The following is a 16,098-nucleotide window of genomic DNA, read 5'->3' as shown; positions in this document are numbered from 1 at the left end:
GGCACAGGGCGACCACCCGCACTGTCCCGCGCCCCGGCGGCGTGCTCCTCGCGCGGCGCGCGGTTCCCCGCGCCCCCGCTTTCGCGCCGTCCCGCCGACTCACCCGATGTCCGTCGGGTCCACCCGGATCCGCACCGTCTCCGCCCCCCGCAGCGCCAGCCGCGCGATCTGCGCCGCCTTCAGCGCGGACGCCAGCGCGGCCCCCCGCCCCGGCGCGACCCGCACCAGCGCGCGCTCCGCCCCGTCCTCCCGCGCCCCCTGCGCGCCTCCCCCGCCTGCGGCACCGCCGGCACCGCTCCCGGCGCCGCCGAAGACCGGCACCGGCCCCAGCACGTCCGCCCCCTCCGGGAGCCGCAGCAGCCCCAGCAGGTCCGCGACCGCCTGCGGCGGGCCCGTCACCGAGGCCATCCGGGAGACCGGCGGGAAGCGCAGCTCCTCCCGCTCGTCGAGTTCCGTCCCCGCGTGCCCCGCCGGGTCCCACCGCACCAGGGCCTGCACCGCCCGCGCCGCCGCCTCCGCGACCACCACGACGGTGCCGCCCTCGCCCGCCGGGCGCACCAGCGCGGCGGCGGTCAGCCAGCGCCGCACCGCCTCCTCGCCGGCCCGCAGGTCGGGCCGGTTGAGCAGCGCCCAGCCGTCGAGGAGCAGCGCCGCCGCGTAGCCCGGGCCCTCGGCGACCGGCTCGGCGCCGGGGGTGGCCAGCACCAGCGCGGGCGTGTCCGGCACCGTCGCCAGCACCGCGTCCCGCCCGGAGGTGCGCACGGGGATCCGCGGGAACGCCTTGCCGAGCTCCTCCGCCGTCCGCCGCACGCCCACCACCGCGGCCCGCAGCCGGAACGACCCGCACTCGACGCAGTGCCAGTCGTGCTCCTCGGTGCCGCACCAGGCGCACACCAGCGCGGCACCCGCCGCCGGCGACTCCAGCGGCCCGCCGCAGGCCCGGCAGCGGGCCGTCTCCCGGCAGCGGGCGCAGGCCAGCCGGGGCGCGTACCCCCGCCGGGGGACCTGGATCAGCACCGGGCCCCGGGTCAGCGCCTCGTGCGCGGTCTCCCAGGCGACCGACGGCAGCCGGGCCGCCTGCGCCGCGCCGTCCCGCGCCTGGTCCTGCTCGGTGACGGTGCGCACCCTGGGAGCGACCTGACGGACCGTCTCCCGCGGCGCGGCCAGCGGGCGTGCCCAGCCGGAGCGCAGCAGCTGCGCGGCCTCGACCGTCATCGACACGCCGCCGAGCAGCACCGCCGTGCCCTCCTCGGCGGCCCGCAGCAGCGCCACCTCCCGCACGTGCGGGTACGGGGCGTTCGGGTCGCTGTGGCTGCCGTCGCCGTCCGACCAGACCACCACCAGGCCGAGGTCGCGCACCGGCGCGAAGACCGCCGCCCGGGTGCCGACCGCGGCGCGCACCGAGCCCCGGCTGACCGACAGCCAGCGCCGGTAGCGCTCCTGCGGGCCCGCCTCGGCGGCCAGCACCACGTGCCGCCCCTCCCCCAGGACGGCCCGCAGCTCGGCGTCGACCCGGGCGACCGCGCGCCCGTCCGGCAGCACCACCAGCGCGCCGCGCCCGGCGGCCAGCGTCGCCGCGACCGCCCGGGCGATCTCGGCGGGCCACTCGGGGCCGGGCAGCGCCGTCCACACCGCGCGCGGCGCGTGCCCGCCGGCCAGCGAGGCGAGGAACTCCGGCCCGTGCACGTACCGCTCCCAACTCCCCGGCGCCGGAGGGGCGGACGGCGGCGGCAGCGGGGGCGGCGACGGCTCGCTCTCGGCCCCGGCGTGCCGCGGCGGGAGGGCCAGTCGCAGCACGTCCGCCAGGGTGCCGGCGTAGCGGTCGGCGACGGCGCGGCACAGCCGCAGCAGCGCCGGGGAGAGCACCCGCTCGGGCGACAGCACGCGGGCCAGCGGGGCCAGCGGGCCCGCGTAGTCGGAGTCGTCCCGCCGTTCGACGACGAAGCCGTCGTGCAGCGCGCCGCCCTCGCGCCGCCCGTGCGCGCCGACCCGCCCGCCGAAGCGGACCCGGACCCGGACGCCGGGCCGGGCGTCCTCGGACATCGCCTCGGGCACCGCGTAGTCGAAGTACTGGTCGAGGCTCAGCACGCCCTTGTCGACCAGCACCCGGGCCACCGGCTTGCGCTCGGCGAGCACCACCCCGCGCGCGGCCCGCGGCTTCGCCCGGCGCACCGTCTCCCGGATGAACGCCAACTGCTCCCCGGTGCCGTCCGCGCTGCTCACGCCCCCAACCTAGCGGAACCCTCCGACAACACCGGCGGCACGACGGAGCCGCCCGCCGGGGAGGTTCCCGGCGGGCGGCTCCGAAGCGGCTACGGCGTTCAGCCGGTGGCGGCGGCCTTCAGCGCGTCGACGCGGTCGGTGCGCTCCCAGGTGAAGTCCGGCAGCTCACGGCCGAAGTGGCCGTACGCGGCGGTCTGCTGGTAGATCGGGCGCAGCAGGTCCAGGTCGCGGATGATGGCGGCCGGGCGCAGGTCGAAGACCTGGGTGACGGCTTCCTGGATCTTGGTGACCGGGACGGTCTCGGTGCCGAAGGTCTCGACGAACAGGCCGACCGGCTCGGCCTTGCCGATCGCGTACGCGACCTGCACCTCGGCGCGGCGGGCCAGGCCCGCGGCGACGATGTTCTTGGCCACCCAGCGCATCGCGTACGCGGCCGAGCGGTCGACCTTGGACGGGTCCTTGCCGGAGAAGGCGCCGCCACCGTGGCGGGCCATGCCGCCGTAGGTGTCGATGATGATCTTGCGACCGGTCAGGCCGGCGTCGCCCATCGGGCCGCCGATCTCGAACCGCCCGGTCGGGTTGACCAGCAGCCGGTAGCCCTCGGTGACCAGCTTGATGCCCTGGTCGGCGAGCGCCTTGAGCTCGGGCTCGACCACGAACTCGCGGATGTCCGGGGTGAGCAGCGACTCCAGGTCGATGTCGCTGGCGTGCTGCGAGGAGACCACCACGGTGTCCAGGCGCACGGCGCGGTCGCCGTCGTACTCGATGGTGACCTGGGTCTTGCCGTCGGGCCGCAGGTAGGGGATGGTGCCGTTCTTGCGGACCTCGGTCAGGCGGCGCGAGAGCCGGTGCGCCAGCGTGATCGGCAGCGGCATCAGCTCGGGGGTGTCGTCGCAGGCGTAACCGAACATCAGGCCCTGGTCGCCGGCGCCCTGCCGGTCCAGCTCGTCCTCGACGTCGCCCTCGACCCGGTGCTCGTGCGCGGTGTCCACGCCCTGGGCGATGTCGGGCGACTGCGCGCCGATCGACACCGAGACGCCGCAGGAGGCGCCGTCGAAGCCCTTCTTGGACGAGTCGTAGCCGATCTCCAGGATCTTCTCCCGGACCAGCTGCGCGATCGGCGCGTACGCCTTGGTGGTGACCTCGCCGGCGATGTGCACCAGGCCGGTGGTGATCAGGGTCTCCACGGCGACGCGAGAGGTCGGGTCGTCCTTGAGGAGGGCGTCCAGGATGGTGTCGCTGATCTGGTCAGCGATCTTGTCGGGGTGTCCCTCGGTGACGGACTCCGAGGTGAACAGGCGGCGAGACACAGCGCTCCCTGGGGTTGCAGCGGCTGCTGACTGAATGCGTTCGGAAGTCCCGAGGCATCCGGAAAGACTTGATTCCTGGAGTGGAGTGTAACGGTCGGCTACCGATCGTGGGGGCTCCCTGCGAAGGTCCGTCGTGTCCGGGGCGCGAATCACACCGGAAGGATCTCCGCCGGTCAGGACGGGTCGCAGCCGAACGGACCGGCCCCGGGGATCCAACTACCGGGACGACCAGGGACGTTGCCCCGCTAGCGTCCGGCCTCCGGCTCGGCGCGGGGCAGCCGGGCGGCGACCTGGTCCCAGATCGCGTCGGCCAGGATCTCCTTCGGGCTGTCCGCGATGTGGACCTCGGAGCCGTCCGCGCCCAGCAGGACGGCGCTGTTGGTGTCCTGGCCGAACGCCTTGCCGTCGCCGACCTCGTTGACCACCAGCAGGTCGCAGCCCTTGCGGGCGAGCTTGGCCCGGCCGTGCGCCAGCACGTCGTCGGTCTCGGCGGCGAAGCCGACCACCACCTGCCCCTCGCGGGCCCGGTCGGCCGAGACCTCGGCCAGCACGTCCGGGTTGCGGACCAGCGCGACCGGCGCGGGCTCGACCCCGTCCACCTTCTTGATCTTGCCGGTGGCGTACTCGGCGGGCCGGAAGTCGGCGACCGCGGCGGCCATCACCACCGCGTCGGCGTCCTCGGCGGCCCGCAGCACCGCCTCGCGCAGCTGCGTCGCGGTGCCGACCCGGACCACGTCCGCCCCGGCCGGGTCGGGCAGCGCGGTGTTCGCGGCGACCAGGGTGACCCGGGCGCCGCGGGCCACCGCGGTGGCGGCCAGCGCGTAGCCCTGCTTGCCGGAGGAGCGGTTGCCGAGGAAGCGCACCGGGTCGAGCGGCTCGCGGGTGCCGCCGGCCGAGACGACCACGTGACGGCCGGTCAGGTCCCGCTCCAGGGAGCCGCGCACCAGCACCCGGCGGCAGACCGCGAAGATCTCGGCCGGGTCGGGCAGCCGGCCCTTGCCGGTGTCGACGCCGGTGAGCCGGCCCACCGCGGGCTCGATCACGATCGCGCCGCGCCGCCGCAGCGTGGCGACGTTCTCCTGGGTGGCGGGGTGCTCCCACATCTCGGTGTGCATCGCGGGCGCGAACACCACCGGGCAGCGCGCCGTCAGCAGGGTGTTGGTCAGCAGGTCGTCGGCCAGGCCGTGGGCGGCCTTCGCCAGCAGGTCCGCGGTCGCCGGGGCGACCACCACCAGGTCCGCCTGCTGCCCGATCCGCACGTGCGGGACCTCGTGCACCCGCTCCCAGGTCGCGGTGGCCGCCGGCCGCCCGGACAGCGCCGCCCAGGTCGCCTCGCCGACGAAGTGCAGCGCCGCCGCGGTCGGCACCACCGTCACCTCGTGCCCGGACTCGCTGAACCTCCGCAGCAGCTCACAGGCCTTGTAGGCGGCGATCCCGCCGCTCACCCCGAGGACCACACGGGACGCGTTCATGACGGTCGGCTCTCCTTGCTGCGACGCTGCGACACCCGCTGCGACGGGCCCGCGCCCACCTTACGACCCCTCGGCGCGCCCCTGCGACGTGTCGGGGCGCACACCGCGGCGCACGACGACAGGGCCCGCCCCGCCGCCTCGCGGCGGCGGAACGGGCCCTGCGGGGCTCTCGGGGCTCAGGCGCCCTCGACCGCCTCGGCGGTGAGCAGGCCGGCGTTGATCTCGCGCAGCGCGATCGACAGCGGCTTCTCGTGCACGTGGGTGTCGACCAGCGGGCCGACGTACTCCAGCAGGCCCTCGCCCAGCTGCGAGTAGTACGCGTTGATCTGGCGGGCACGCTTGGCCGCGTAGATCACCAGGCTGTACTTGGAGTCGGTGGCCTCGAGCAGCTCGTCGATCGGCGGGTTGATGATGCCCTCGGGCGCGGTCATCGAAGAGGACACGCTGAACCTTCCGAAGTGGTTTTGTCAGGACCGGCTGGATGCAGCCGATCCGGTCAGGCTACACCGAGCAAGGCTAGCAGTTCGGCCGCTACCTGCTCGACGGAGGTGTTGACAAGGGTCGTGTCGAACTCCGCCTCGGCGGCCAGCTCGACCTTCGCCACCGCCAGCCGCTCGTCGATCACGTCCTGCGGCTCGGTGCCCCGGCCGGTGAGCCGGCGCACCAGCTCCTCCCAGCTCGGCGGGGCCAGGAACACCAGCTGCGCCTCGGGCATCGACTCCTTGACCTGCCGGGCGCCCTGGAGGTCGATCTCCAGCAGCACCGGCTCGCCCTTGTCGAGCTTGTCGAGCACCGCCTGCCGCGGCGTCCCGTACCGGTTGCCGGCGAACACCGCCCACTCCAGCAGCTCGCCGTTGGCCACCAGCTTGTCGAACTGCTCGTTGTCGACGAAGTGGTACTGCACGCCGTCGCGCTCACCGGGGCGCGGGTGCCGGGTCGTCGCCGACACCGAGAGCCACACCTCGGGGAACTGCTTCCTCATATGAGCGACGACCGTGCTCTTGCCGACCCCGGAGGGGCCGGAGAGCACGGTCAGCCGCGGACGCTCACTCATGTACCGATTATCCCGGATCGCGGACGTTCCGCCGACACCGGCCTCCGTTCAGGAGGCCGCGCCGCCGAACTCCCGCTCCAGGGAGGCGATCTGGTTCGTGCCGAGGCCGCGCACGCGACGGCTCTCGGAGATGCCGAGGCGCTCCATGATCTGCTTGGCGCGCACCTTGCCGACACCCGGCAGGGACTCCAGCAGGGCGGAGACCTTCATCTTGCCGATGACCTCGTCGTCGGACTTGCCGGCCTTGATGACGTCGTGCAGCGAGGCGCCCGAGTGCTTCAGCCGGTTCTTGACGTCGGCACGCTTCCGGCGAGCCTCGGCGGCCTTGGCGAGCGCGGCGGTGCGCTGTTCGGGAGTAAGGGGCGGAAGAGCCACGCCGTTCACCTCAGGTGTGGATGGAAGGGATGAGCCATGACTTGGTGGTGCCCGGACGCCACAGGTCTCTGACCTGCGGAGGTGGCCGTGACCACCGCCAACTGGCGTCCTACCGCCGGACACTACCCAACTTGGGCCGCCGCGTCAGGAAAAGAACACGAAAAGTCCAGGTCAGCAGGGGCCGACCTGGGAGTTTTCCGGTCAAATCAACCGAGTTGAGGGCCCGTGAGTCACGCGTTTGTGACGGCCCTCACATCGTCGACGAACGCCTGCGCGGCCTGCCGGAGGGCCGTCACCGAGGGTCCGTGCTTGAGCACGTCGCGGCTCACCGAGGGCACCACGTTGCGCACCTGGTCGCCGAAGACCCGCGGCAGATCGGCCGCGGTGGCGCCCTGCGCGCCCACCCCGGGGGCCAGCAGCGGGCCGTTGATCGCCAGGTCCGCGCCCGCGTCGGCGAGCGTCGCGCCGACCACCGCGCCGAACGATCCCAGCGGCTCGGCGCCCGCGTTCTCCGCCGCCAGCCGCCCCAGCACGGCCTGCGCCACGCTGCGCCCGTCCGCCCCGGTCGCGCGCTGCACCTCGGGCCCCTCCGGGTTGGAGGTCAGCGCCAGCACGAACAGCCCGCAGCCGCTCTCCCGCGCCAGGTCGACGGCCGGCCGCAGCGAGCCGAAGCCCAGGTAGGGACTGACGGTCAGCGCGTCGGAGAACAGCGGGCTGTCCGGCGCCAGGAAGGCCTCCGCGTACGCGGCCATGGTCGAGCCGATGTCGCCGCGCTTGGCGTCCATCAGCACCAGCGCCCCGGCCTCCCGGGCCTCGGCCACCGAGCGCTCCAGGACGGCGACGCCGCGGCTGCCGAAGCGCTCGAAGAACGCGGACTGCGGCTTGAGCACCGCGACCCGGTCCGCCAGCGCCTCGACCACCGTGCGGGAGAAGGTCTCCAGGCCCGCCAGGTCGTCGTTCAGCCCCCAGGCGGTGAGCAGCGAGGCGTGCGGGTCGATGCCGACGCAGAGCTGGCCCCGGGTGTCGAGGGCGGTCCGCAGGCGGGTGCCGAAGGGCGTGGTGTCAGTCATCGCTGTCTTTCGTCGTGGTGGTGCGGTGGGTGGGCCCCACCGCGTCGGTGTGCGTGGCGCGGCGGGCCGGCGGCTTCCGCGCGCCGCCGGCCCGCGCCGTCCGGCCGCTCAGCGGTTGCCCTTGCCCACCGCTTCGCCGATCGTCGCGTACCCGGCGGCCCGCAGCCGGGCCGACAGGCCCTTGTGGACCTTGCGCATCCAGAACGGGCCCTCGTAGACGAACGCGGAGTAGCCCTGGACCAGGTCGGCGCCGGCCAGGATGCGCTGCCAGGCGTCCTCGGCGGTCTCGATGCCGCCGACGGAGACGATGGCGAGCCGGCCGTCGGTGCGCTTGCGGAGCCGCTCCAGCACCTCCAGCGAGCGCTCCTTGAGCGGGGCGCCGGAGAGGCCGCCCGCGCCGATCTCCTCGATCCGCGCGGCGGGGGTGCGCAGGCCCTCGCGGCCGATGGTGGTGTTGGTGGCGATGATGCCGTCGAGGCCGAGGTGCAGGGCCATGTCGGCGATCTCGTCGACGTCCTCGTCGGCGAGGTCGGGGGCGATCTTCACCAGCAGCGGCACGTGGTGGTTGGTGACCTCGTCGGCGGCCTTGCGGACGTCCCACAGCAGCGGCCCGAGCACCTGCACGGCCTGCAGGTTGCGCAACCCGGGGGTGTTCGGCGACGACACGTTGACGACCAGGTAGTCGGCGTACGGGGCGAGCGCCCTCGCGCTCTTCAGGTAGTCGGCGGTCGCCTCGTCCTCGGGCACGGCCTTGGTCTTGCCGATGTTGACGCCGATGACGGGCGTGCTGCTGGTGTGCGGGCGGGCGGCGAGGCGGGCGGCGACCCGGGCGGAGCCCTGGTTGTTGAAGCCCATCCGGTTGATCAGCGCCCGGTCCTCGACCAGCCGGAACAGCCGGGGCGCGGGGTTGCCGGGCTGCGGCTCGCCGGTGACGGTGCCGATCTCGACGTAGTCGAAGCCGAGCATCGACAGGCCGTCGATGCCGATGCCGTCCTTGTCGAAGCCCGCGCCGAGGCCGAACGGGCCGGGCAGGTCGAGGCCGAGCGCGGTGGTGCGCAGCCGGGGGTCGCGGGGGGCGAGCACGGCGCGCACCAGCGAGCGCAGGCCGGGCACCGAGCGGGCCAGCCGGATCCAGAAGAACGCCAGGTGGTGGGCCTTCTCCGGGTCCATCTTCTTGAAGACCAGGTTGAACAGGAGCTTGTACATCGCGGGGTGACCTCCGTCAGCCGAACCGAGCCGGGACATGGACGTGGGGGGCACCCGGCAACCGGACCGGCGTGCCCCCCACGGTTTCGACCTAGTTGCGGCCGGAGTTGATCAGCGCCGCGTGCTCCTGCAGCGACATCACGCCGATCTCGCCGCGCCGCAGCTCGGCGATGCCCTGCACGGCCGCGCCCATCGCCTGCACGGTGGTCAGGCAGGGCACGCCCCGGGAGACCGCGGCGGTGCGGATCTCGTAGCCGTCGAGGCGGCCGCCGGTGCCGTACGGGGTGTTGATGATCAGGTCGACCGCGCCCTCGTGGATCAGCTGGACGATGGTCTTCTCGCCGTTCGGGCCCTCGCCGTCGGAGTGCTTGCGCACCACGGTGGCGGGGATGCCGCCGCGCTGCAGCACCTCGGCGGTGCCGGTGGTGGCGAGCAGTTCGAAGCCGAGCTCGACCAGCGCGCGGGCCGGGAAGACCAGGTTGCGCTTGTCGCGGTTGGCGACCGAGACGAACACCTTGCCGCGGGTGGGCAGGGCGCCGTACGCGCCGGCCTGGGACTTGGCGTACGCGGTGCCGAAGACCCGGTCGATGCCCATGACCTCGCCGGTGGAGCGCATCTCGGGGCCGAGCACGGTGTCCACGCCGCGGCCGTGCACGTCGCGGAAGCGCGACCACGGCATGACGGCCTCCTTGACGGAGATCGGCGCGTCGGCGGGCAGCGTGCCGCCGTCGCCCTCGCGCGGCAGCAGGCCCTCGGCGCGCAGCTCGGCGACGGTGGCGCCGAGCGAGATCCGGGCGGCGGCCTTGGCCAGCGGCACGGCGGTGGCCTTGGAGGTGAACGGCACGGTGCGGGAGGCGCGCGGGTTGGCCTCCAGCACGTACAGGATGTCGCCGGAGAGCGCGAACTGGATGTTGATCAGGCCGCGCACGCCGACGCCCTTGGCGATGCCCTCGGTGGCCGAGCGCAGGCGCTTGATGTCGTACCCGCCGAGGGTGATCGGGGGCAGCGCGCAGGCGGAGTCGCCGGAGTGGATGCCGGCCTCCTCGATGTGCTCCATGACGCCGCCGAGGTAGAGCTCCTCGCCGTCGTAGAGGGCGTCGACGTCGATCTCGACCGCGTCGTCGAGGAAGCGGTCGATCAGCACGGGGTGCTCGGAGATCAGGCCGGCGTGCCGCTCCAGGTAGGAGGCGAGCGAGGGCTCGTCGTAGACGATCTCCATGCCGCGGCCGCCGAGCACGTAGGACGGGCGGGCGAGCACGGGGTAGCCGATCTCGTCAGCGATCGCCTTGGCCTCCTCGAAGGAGAAGGCGGTGCCGTGCTTGGGGGCCGGCAGGCCCGCGTCGCGCAGCACCCGGCCGAACGCGCCGCGCTCCTCGGCGAGGTGGATCGCCTCCGGCGGGGTGCCGACGATCGGCACGCCGTTGTCCTTGAGCGCCTGCGCCAGGCCCAGCGGGGTCTGGCCGCCGAGCTGGACGATCACGCCGGCCAGCGGTCCGGCCTGCTGCTCGGCGTGGACGATCTCCAGCACGTCCTCCAGGGTGAGCGGCTCGAAGTAGAGCCGGTCGGAGGTGTCGTAGTCGGTGGAGACGGTCTCCGGGTTGCAGTTGACCATCACGGTCTCGTACCCGGCGTCCGCGAGCGCGAAGGAGGCGTGCACGCAGGAGTAGTCGAACTCGATGCCCTGGCCGATCCGGTTCGGGCCGGAGCCCAGGATGATCACGGCGGGCTTGGTGCGCGGGGCGACCTCGCTCTCCTCGTCGTAGGACGAGTAGAAGTACGGGGTCTTGGCGGCGAACTCGGCGGCGCAGGTGTCGACGGTCTTGAACACCGGGCGGATGCCGAGCGCGTGCCGCACCTCGCGGACCACGTCGGGCTTCAGGCCGCGGATCTCGGCGATCTGCTGGTCGGAGAAGCCGTGCCGCTTGGCGTGGCGCAGCAGCCCGGGGTCGAGCTCGTCGCTCCCGGCGAGCTCGACGGCGATCTCGTTGATCAGGAAGAGCTGGTCGACGAACCACGGGTCGATCCTGGTGGCGTCGAACACCTCCTCGGGGGTGGCGCCGGCCCGGATCGCCTGCATGACGGTGTTGATCCGGCCGTCGGTCGGGACGACGGCCTTCGCCAGCAGTTCGGCCTTGTCCCCGGGCTCGCCCGCCCAGGTGAACTGGGAGCCCTTCTTCTCCAGCGAGCGCAGCGCCTTGTTCAGCGCCTCGGGGAAGTTGCGGCCCATCGCCATGGCCTCGCCGACCGACTTCATGGTGGTGGTCAGCGTGGCGTCGGCGCTCGGGAACTTCTCGAACGCGAAGCGCGGCACCTTGACCACGACGTAGTCGAGGGTCGGCTCGAAGGAGGCCGGGGTCTGCTCGGTGATGTCGTTGGGGATCTCGTCCAGCGTGTAGCCGACGGCGAGCTTCGCGGCGATCTTGGCGATCGGGAAGCCGGTGGCCTTGGACGCCAGCGCGGAGGAGCGCGAGACGCGCGGGTTCATCTCGATGACGATGACCCGGCCGTCCTCGGGGTTGACCGCGAACTGGATGTTGCAGCCGCCGGTGTCAACGCCGACCTCGCGGATCACCGCGATGCCGATGTCGCGCAGGATCTGGTACTCGCGGTCGGTGAGCGTCATCGCCGGGGCGACGGTGATCGAGTCGCCGGTGTGCACGCCCATCGGGTCGAAGTTCTCGATGGAGCAGACGACCACGACGTTGTCGTGCTTGTCGCGCATCAGCTCCAGCTCGTACTCCTTCCAGCCGAGGATGGACTCCTCCAGGAGCACCTCGGTGGTCGGCGAGAGGGCCAGGCCCTGTCCGGCGATCCGGCGCAGGTCCTCCTCGTCGTGGGCGAAGCCGGAGCCGGCGCCGCCCATGGTGAAGGAGGGGCGGACCACGACCGGGTAGCCGCCGAGGGTCTCGACGCCGGCGAGGACGTCCTCCATCGAGTGGCAGATCACCGAGCGGGCGGACTCGCCGTGGCCGATCTTGGCGTTGACGGCCTCGACCACGCCCTTGAACAGCTCGCGGTCCTCGCCCTTGTTGATCGCCTCGACGTCGGCGCCGATCAGCTCGACGTCGTACTTCTCCAGCGTGCCGGCCTTGTGCAGCGAGATCGCGGTGTTCAGCGCGGTCTGGCCGCCGAGGGTCGGCAGCAGCGCGTCGGGGCGCTCCTTGGCGATGATCTTCTCGACGAACTCCGGGGTGATCGGCTCGACGTACGTGGCGTCGGCGATCTCCGGGTCGGTCATGATGGTCGCCGGGTTGGAGTTGACCAGGACGACCCGCAGGCCCTCGGCCTTGAGCACCCGGCAGGCCTGCGTACCCGAGTAGTCGAACTCCGCCGCCTGGCCGATGACGATCGGGCCGGAGCCGATCACCAGGACGGACTTGATGTCGGTGCGCTTAGGCACGCTGGCCCTCCATGAGCGAGACGAAGCGGTCGAAGAGGTAGGCGGCGTCGTGCGGGCCGGCTGCCGCTTCGGGGTGGTACTGCACGCTGAAGGCGGGGACGTCGAGTGCCCGCAGGCCCTCGACCACGTCGTCGTTGAGGCAGACGTGGGAGACCTCGACCCGCCCGAAGGGGGTGTCGCTCACCTTGTCCAGCGGCGCGTCCACGGCGAAGCCGTGGTTGTGGGCGGTCACCTCGACCTTGCCGGTGGTGCGGTCCTGCACCGGCTGGTTGATGCCGCGGTGGCCGTACTTGAGCTTGTAGGTGCCGAAGCCGAGGGCCCGGCCCAGGAGCTGGTTGCCGAAGCAGATGCCGAAGAACGGGGTCTTCTTCGCCAGCACGCCGCGCAGCACCTCGACCTGCCGGTCGGCGGTGGCCGGGTCGCCGGGGCCGTTGGAGAAGAACACGCCGTCGGGCCGCACGGCGTAGACGTCCTCCACCGTGCTGTTCGCGGGCAGCACGTGCACCTCGATGCCGCGCTCGGCCATCCGCTGCGGGGTCATGCCCTTGATGCCGAGGTCGACGGCGGCGACGGTGAACTTCTTCTCCCCGATCGCCGGGACGACGTAGGCCTCCTTGGTGGCGACCTCGGCACACAGGTCGGCGCCCTTCATCTCGGGCGCCTGCTGCACCTTGGCCAGCAGCTCGGCCTGGTCGGCGACGGCCGGGCCGGAGAAGATGCCGACCCGCATCGCGCCGCGCTCGCGCAGGTGGCGGGTGAGCGCGCGGGTGTCGATCCCGCTGATGCCGACGACGCCCTGGCGCTCCAGCTCCTCGTCCAGGGAGCGCTTGGAGCGCCAGTTGGAGGCGACCCGGGAGGGGTCGCGGACCACGTAGCCGGCGACCCAGATCTGCTGCGACTCGTCGTCCTCGTCGTTCCAGCCGGTGTTGCCGATCTGCGGGGCGGTCATCACGACCACCTGGCGGTGGTAGGACGGGTCGGTCAGGGTCTCCTGGTAGCCGGACATGCCGGTGTTGAAGACCGCTTCGCCGAAGGTCTCGCCGACCGCGCCGTACGCCTGGCCGCGGAAGGTCCGGCCGTCCTCCAGGACGAGCACGGCAGGCACACGCTCCCGCCTGGTGCGCTGCGTGGTGGGGGCAGGTGCGGTCATGTGGCGGCCTCTTCCGTCTTCATCGTCTTCGTACGTGTCACTAGTGCCTCGACGGCCTCGACCCAGTCGTCGTGCCCGTCCGCGGCGTCCAGCCGGAAGCCGCTCTCCAGGGCGCGTCCCCCGTGCGTCCAGCCGACCACCAGCAGTCCGCTCGGCACGACCTTGCCGGCGATGCCGGAGTCGGTGCGGGCGCCGGTGAGCGCCCCGGCGGGGATCCACAGGTCGGCTTCGCCGGGCCGGCGGGCCAGCAGGCCGCGCTCGGTGAGGGTCAGTTCGGCGAGGCTGCGCGTTCCCAGGCCGTGCGCGACGACCCGGTCCAGCCAGTTCCCGGCGGTGGTGGAGCCGTGGTAGCGGCCGGGCGCCGCCAGCAGCGCCGGGCCCGGGTCCTGCGGCACCGCGGGCGGTTCGGGCAGGTCGGACTGGAGGGTGCGCCGCCAGTTCCAGCCCTGCCGCATCAGCCAGTACACCAGCGCGATCAGGACCAGCAGGCCGACCGTCGCGCCGATGTAGCCGGGCCAGTCGGTGACGTGGCCCTCCTCGGTGGCGAGCGGCATCAGCGCTCGACCAGTTCGCCGGCGAGCACGGTGGCCTCGCCGCGCAGGAAGGTGGCGTGCACCCGTCCGGGCAGGTCCATGCCCCGGTACGGGCTGTTGCGGGAGCGGGTCGCGAAGGTGTCGGGGTTCACCACTCCACGGTACGCGGGATCGAAGAGCACCAGGTTGGCGGGCTCGCCCACCGAGACGGGGCGTCCGTGCCCGGCGAGCCGGCCGATCCGGGCCGGTCGGTGCGACATCCGGTCGGCGACGCCCTCCCAGTTCAGCAGGCCGGTGTCGACCATGGTCTGCTGCACGACCGACAGCGCGGTCTCCAGGCCGACCATGCCCATCGCGGCGGCCGCCCACTCGCAGTCCTTGTCCTCCGCGGGGTGCGGGGCGTGGTCGGTGGCGACGGCGTCGATGGTGCCGTCGGCCAGCGCCTGGCGCAGCGCCTCGACGTCCGCGGCGGTGCGCAGCGGCGGGTTGACCTTGTACACCGGGTCGTAGGAGCGCACCAGTTCGTCGGTGAGCAGCAGGTGGTGCGGGGTGACCTCGGCGGTGACGTCCCAGCCCTTGGCCTTGGCCCAGCGGACGATCTCGACCGACCCGGCGGTGGACAGGTGGCAGATGTGCACCCGGGAGCCGACGTGCGCGGCGAGCAGCACATCCCGGGCGATGATCGACTCCTCGGCGACGGCGGGCCAGCCGCCGAGGCCGAGCTCGCCGGAGACCCGCCCCTCGTTCATCTGGGCGCCGGCGGTCAGCCGGGGCTCCTGGGCGTGCTGGGCGATGACGCCGTCGAAGGCCTTCACGTACTCCAGCGCGCGGCGCATGATCACCGCGTCGTCCACGCACTTGCCGTCGTCGGAGAAGACCCGCACCCCGGCGGCGGAGTCGTGCATGGCGCCGAGCTCGGCGAGCTGCTTGCCCTCCAGGCCGACGGTGACGGCGCCGACCGGCTGCACGTCGCAGTAGCCGGACTCGCGGCCCAGCCGCCAGACCTGCTCGACCACGCCGGCGCTGTCGGCGACCGGGAAGGTGTTGGCCATCGCGTGCACGGCGGTGTAGCCGCCCATGGCGGCGGCCCGGGTGCCGGTGAGCACGGTCTCGGCGTCCTCGCGGCCGGGCTCGCGCAGGTGGGTGTGCAGGTCGACCAGGCCGGGCAGGGCGACCAGGCCGTGCGCGTCGATGTCGATGTCGGCCTGGACGTCGAGGTCCTCGCCGATCGCGGCGAAGACGCCGTCGACGATGTGGATGTCCTGGGGGGCGCCGCCGAGGATCTGGGCGTTGCGGATCAGGTAGGTGGTCACTGGGCGGCCTCCTGGAGTTCGGTGCGGGGGGCGTCGGCGTGGCCGTCGGCGAAGACGGCGCCGCCGAGCAGCAGGTAGAGCACGGCCATCCGGACCGACACGCCGTTGGCGACCTGCTCGACCACGGTGCAGCGCGGCGAGTCGGCGACCTCGGCGGTGATCTCCATGCCGCGGACCATCGGGCCGGGGTGCATGACGACGGCGTGCTCGGGGAGCTTGGCCAGCCTGGTGCCGTCCAGGCCGTAGCGGCGGGAGTACTCGCGCTCGGTGGGGAAGAAGGCGGCGTTCATCCGCTCGCGCTGGACGCGCAGCATCATCACGGCGTCGACCTCGGGCAGCACGCTGTCGAGGTCGTAGGAGACCCGGCAGGGCCAGGTCTCGATGCCGATCGGCAGCAGGGTCGGCGGGGCGACGAAGACCACCTCGGCGCCGAGCGTGGTCAGCAGGTGCACGTTGGAGCGGGCGACCCGGCTGTGCAGGACGTCGCCGACGATGGCGACCCGGCGGCCGGCCAGGTCGTGCCCGGGGCCGGGGTTGAGGTGGCGGCGCAGGGTGAAGGCGTCCAGCAGGGCCTGGGTGGGGTGCTCGTGGGTGCCGTCGCCGGCGTTGATCACCGAGCCGTGCAGCCAGTCCGAGCCGGCCAGCCGGGCGGGCGCGCCGGAGGCGTGGTGCCGGATGACCACGGCGTCGGCGCCCATCGCCTGCAGGGTCAGCGCGGTGTCCTTGAGGCTCTCGCCCTTGGAGACCGAGGAACCCTTGGCGGAGAAGTTGATGACGTCCGCGGACAGCCGCTTCTCGGCGACCTCGAAGGAGGTCTTGGTGCGGGTGGAGTCCTCGAAGAACAGGTTGACGACGGTGCGCCCGCGCAGCGTGGGCAGCTTCTTGACGGCCCGTCCGGAGAACTGGGAGAGCTCCTCGGCGGTGTCCAGGATCAGCAGGGCGTCGTCGCGGCCGAGGTCGGCGGTGGAGACGAGGTGGCGCTTCACGCGGTT

General features: G+C 73.1%; 13 protein-coding genes. All 13 read right to left on the bottom strand.

Annotated features, from left to right (window positions below; all coding sequences use genetic code 11):
* Positions 1 to 99 precede the first annotated feature (99 nt).
* Positions 100 to 2,223 carry a primosomal protein N' gene (locus OO48_RS00580; RefSeq protein ID WP_033211666.1) on the bottom strand — a complete coding sequence of 708 codons (2,124 nt, stop codon included), beginning with the start codon at positions 2,221 to 2,223 and terminating at the stop codon, positions 100 to 102.
* A 98-nt stretch (positions 2,224 to 2,321) separates the two neighbouring features.
* Positions 2,322 to 3,533, bottom strand: a complete 1,212-nt coding sequence (gene metK, locus OO48_RS00575) for a methionine adenosyltransferase (protein WP_033211665.1) — start codon at positions 3,531 to 3,533, stop codon at positions 2,322 to 2,324.
* A 245-nt stretch (positions 3,534 to 3,778) separates the two neighbouring features.
* Entirely contained in the window at positions 3,779 to 5,005 is a 1,227-nt protein-coding gene (gene coaBC / locus OO48_RS00570) for a bifunctional phosphopantothenoylcysteine decarboxylase/phosphopantothenate--cysteine ligase CoaBC (protein WP_033211664.1), read from the bottom strand.
* Between the two features lie 176 nt (positions 5,006 to 5,181).
* On the bottom strand, positions 5,182 to 5,448 hold the full coding sequence (rpoZ, locus tag OO48_RS00565; protein ID WP_030459184.1) for a DNA-directed RNA polymerase subunit omega: 267 nt from the start codon (positions 5,446 to 5,448) through the stop codon (positions 5,182 to 5,184).
* A gap of 53 nt (positions 5,449 to 5,501) precedes the next feature.
* A complete protein-coding gene (gene gmk, locus OO48_RS00560; RefSeq protein ID WP_081951827.1) occupies positions 5,502 to 6,059 on the bottom strand; it encodes a guanylate kinase in 558 nt (185 codons plus the stop codon).
* Between the two features lie 48 nt (positions 6,060 to 6,107).
* Entirely contained in the window at positions 6,108 to 6,434 is a 327-nt protein-coding gene (mihF, locus tag OO48_RS00555) for an integration host factor, actinobacterial type (protein ID WP_030459182.1), read from the bottom strand.
* Positions 6,435 to 6,664: 230 nt separating this feature from the next.
* A complete protein-coding gene (pyrF, locus tag OO48_RS00550) occupies positions 6,665 to 7,504 on the bottom strand; it encodes an orotidine-5'-phosphate decarboxylase (protein ID WP_033211661.1) in 840 nt (279 codons plus the stop codon).
* Positions 7,505 to 7,612: 108 nt separating this feature from the next.
* The gene (locus OO48_RS00545) at positions 7,613 to 8,710 is read right to left on the bottom strand and encodes a quinone-dependent dihydroorotate dehydrogenase (RefSeq protein ID WP_033211659.1); all 1,098 of its coding nucleotides are present in this window, start codon (positions 8,708 to 8,710) and stop codon (positions 7,613 to 7,615) included.
* Positions 8,711 to 8,801: 91 nt separating this feature from the next.
* On the bottom strand, positions 8,802 to 12,110 hold the full coding sequence (carB, locus tag OO48_RS00540) for a carbamoyl-phosphate synthase large subunit (RefSeq protein WP_033211657.1): 3,309 nt from the start codon (positions 12,108 to 12,110) through the stop codon (positions 8,802 to 8,804).
* Positions 12,103 to 13,260, bottom strand: a complete 1,158-nt coding sequence (carA, locus tag OO48_RS00535) for a glutamine-hydrolyzing carbamoyl-phosphate synthase small subunit (RefSeq protein WP_051731563.1) — start codon at positions 13,258 to 13,260, stop codon at positions 12,103 to 12,105. The genes carB and carA overlap by 8 nt, the downstream gene beginning before the upstream one ends.
* Positions 13,257 to 13,814: a PH-like domain-containing protein gene (locus OO48_RS00530; RefSeq protein WP_033211653.1), complete on the bottom strand. Its 558-nt coding sequence runs from the start codon at positions 13,812 to 13,814 to the stop codon at positions 13,257 to 13,259. Before OO48_RS00530 ends, carA begins: the two co-directional genes overlap by 4 nt.
* On the bottom strand, positions 13,814 to 15,106 hold the full coding sequence (locus tag OO48_RS00525) for a dihydroorotase (protein ID WP_033211651.1): 1,293 nt from the start codon (positions 15,104 to 15,106) through the stop codon (positions 13,814 to 13,816). The genes OO48_RS00530 and OO48_RS00525 overlap by 1 nt, the downstream gene beginning before the upstream one ends.
* Positions 15,103 to 16,092 (bottom strand): aspartate carbamoyltransferase catalytic subunit, encoded by a 990-nt coding sequence (locus OO48_RS00520; protein WP_033211650.1) that lies wholly within the window; start codon positions 16,090 to 16,092, stop codon positions 15,103 to 15,105. Before OO48_RS00520 ends, OO48_RS00525 begins: the two co-directional genes overlap by 4 nt.
* Positions 16,093 to 16,098: the final 6 nt, after the last annotated feature.

Origin of the sequence: Kitasatospora phosalacinea (assembly GCF_000716545.1) — a bacterium.
Classification (GTDB): Bacteria; Actinomycetota; Actinomycetes; order Streptomycetales; family Streptomycetaceae; genus Kitasatospora; species Kitasatospora phosalacinea.
The sequence above is the reverse complement of the archived record's forward strand: the minus strand, read 5'-3'. Positions and strand labels throughout refer to the sequence as shown.

Excerpts from the sequence above, each read along its gene's own strand:
- coaBC (WP_033211664.1), bottom strand. The coding sequence starts at position 5,005 with ATGAACGCGTCCCGTGTGGTCCTCGGGGTGAGCGGCGGGATCGCCGCC.
- OO48_RS00545 (WP_033211659.1), bottom strand. The coding sequence starts at position 8,710 with ATGTACAAGCTCCTGTTCAACCTGGTCTTCAAGAAGATGGACCCGGAG.
- OO48_RS00530 (WP_033211653.1), bottom strand. The coding sequence starts at position 13,814 with ATGCCGCTCGCCACCGAGGAGGGCCACGTCACCGACTGGCCCGGCTAC.
- pyrF (WP_033211661.1), bottom strand. The coding sequence starts at position 7,504 with ATGACTGACACCACGCCCTTCGGCACCCGCCTGCGGACCGCCCTCGAC.
- carA (WP_051731563.1), bottom strand. The coding sequence starts at position 13,260 with ATGACCGCACCTGCCCCCACCACGCAGCGCACCAGGCGGGAGCGTGTG.
- gmk (WP_081951827.1), bottom strand. The coding sequence starts at position 6,059 with ATGAGTGAGCGTCCGCGGCTGACCGTGCTCTCCGGCCCCTCCGGGGTC.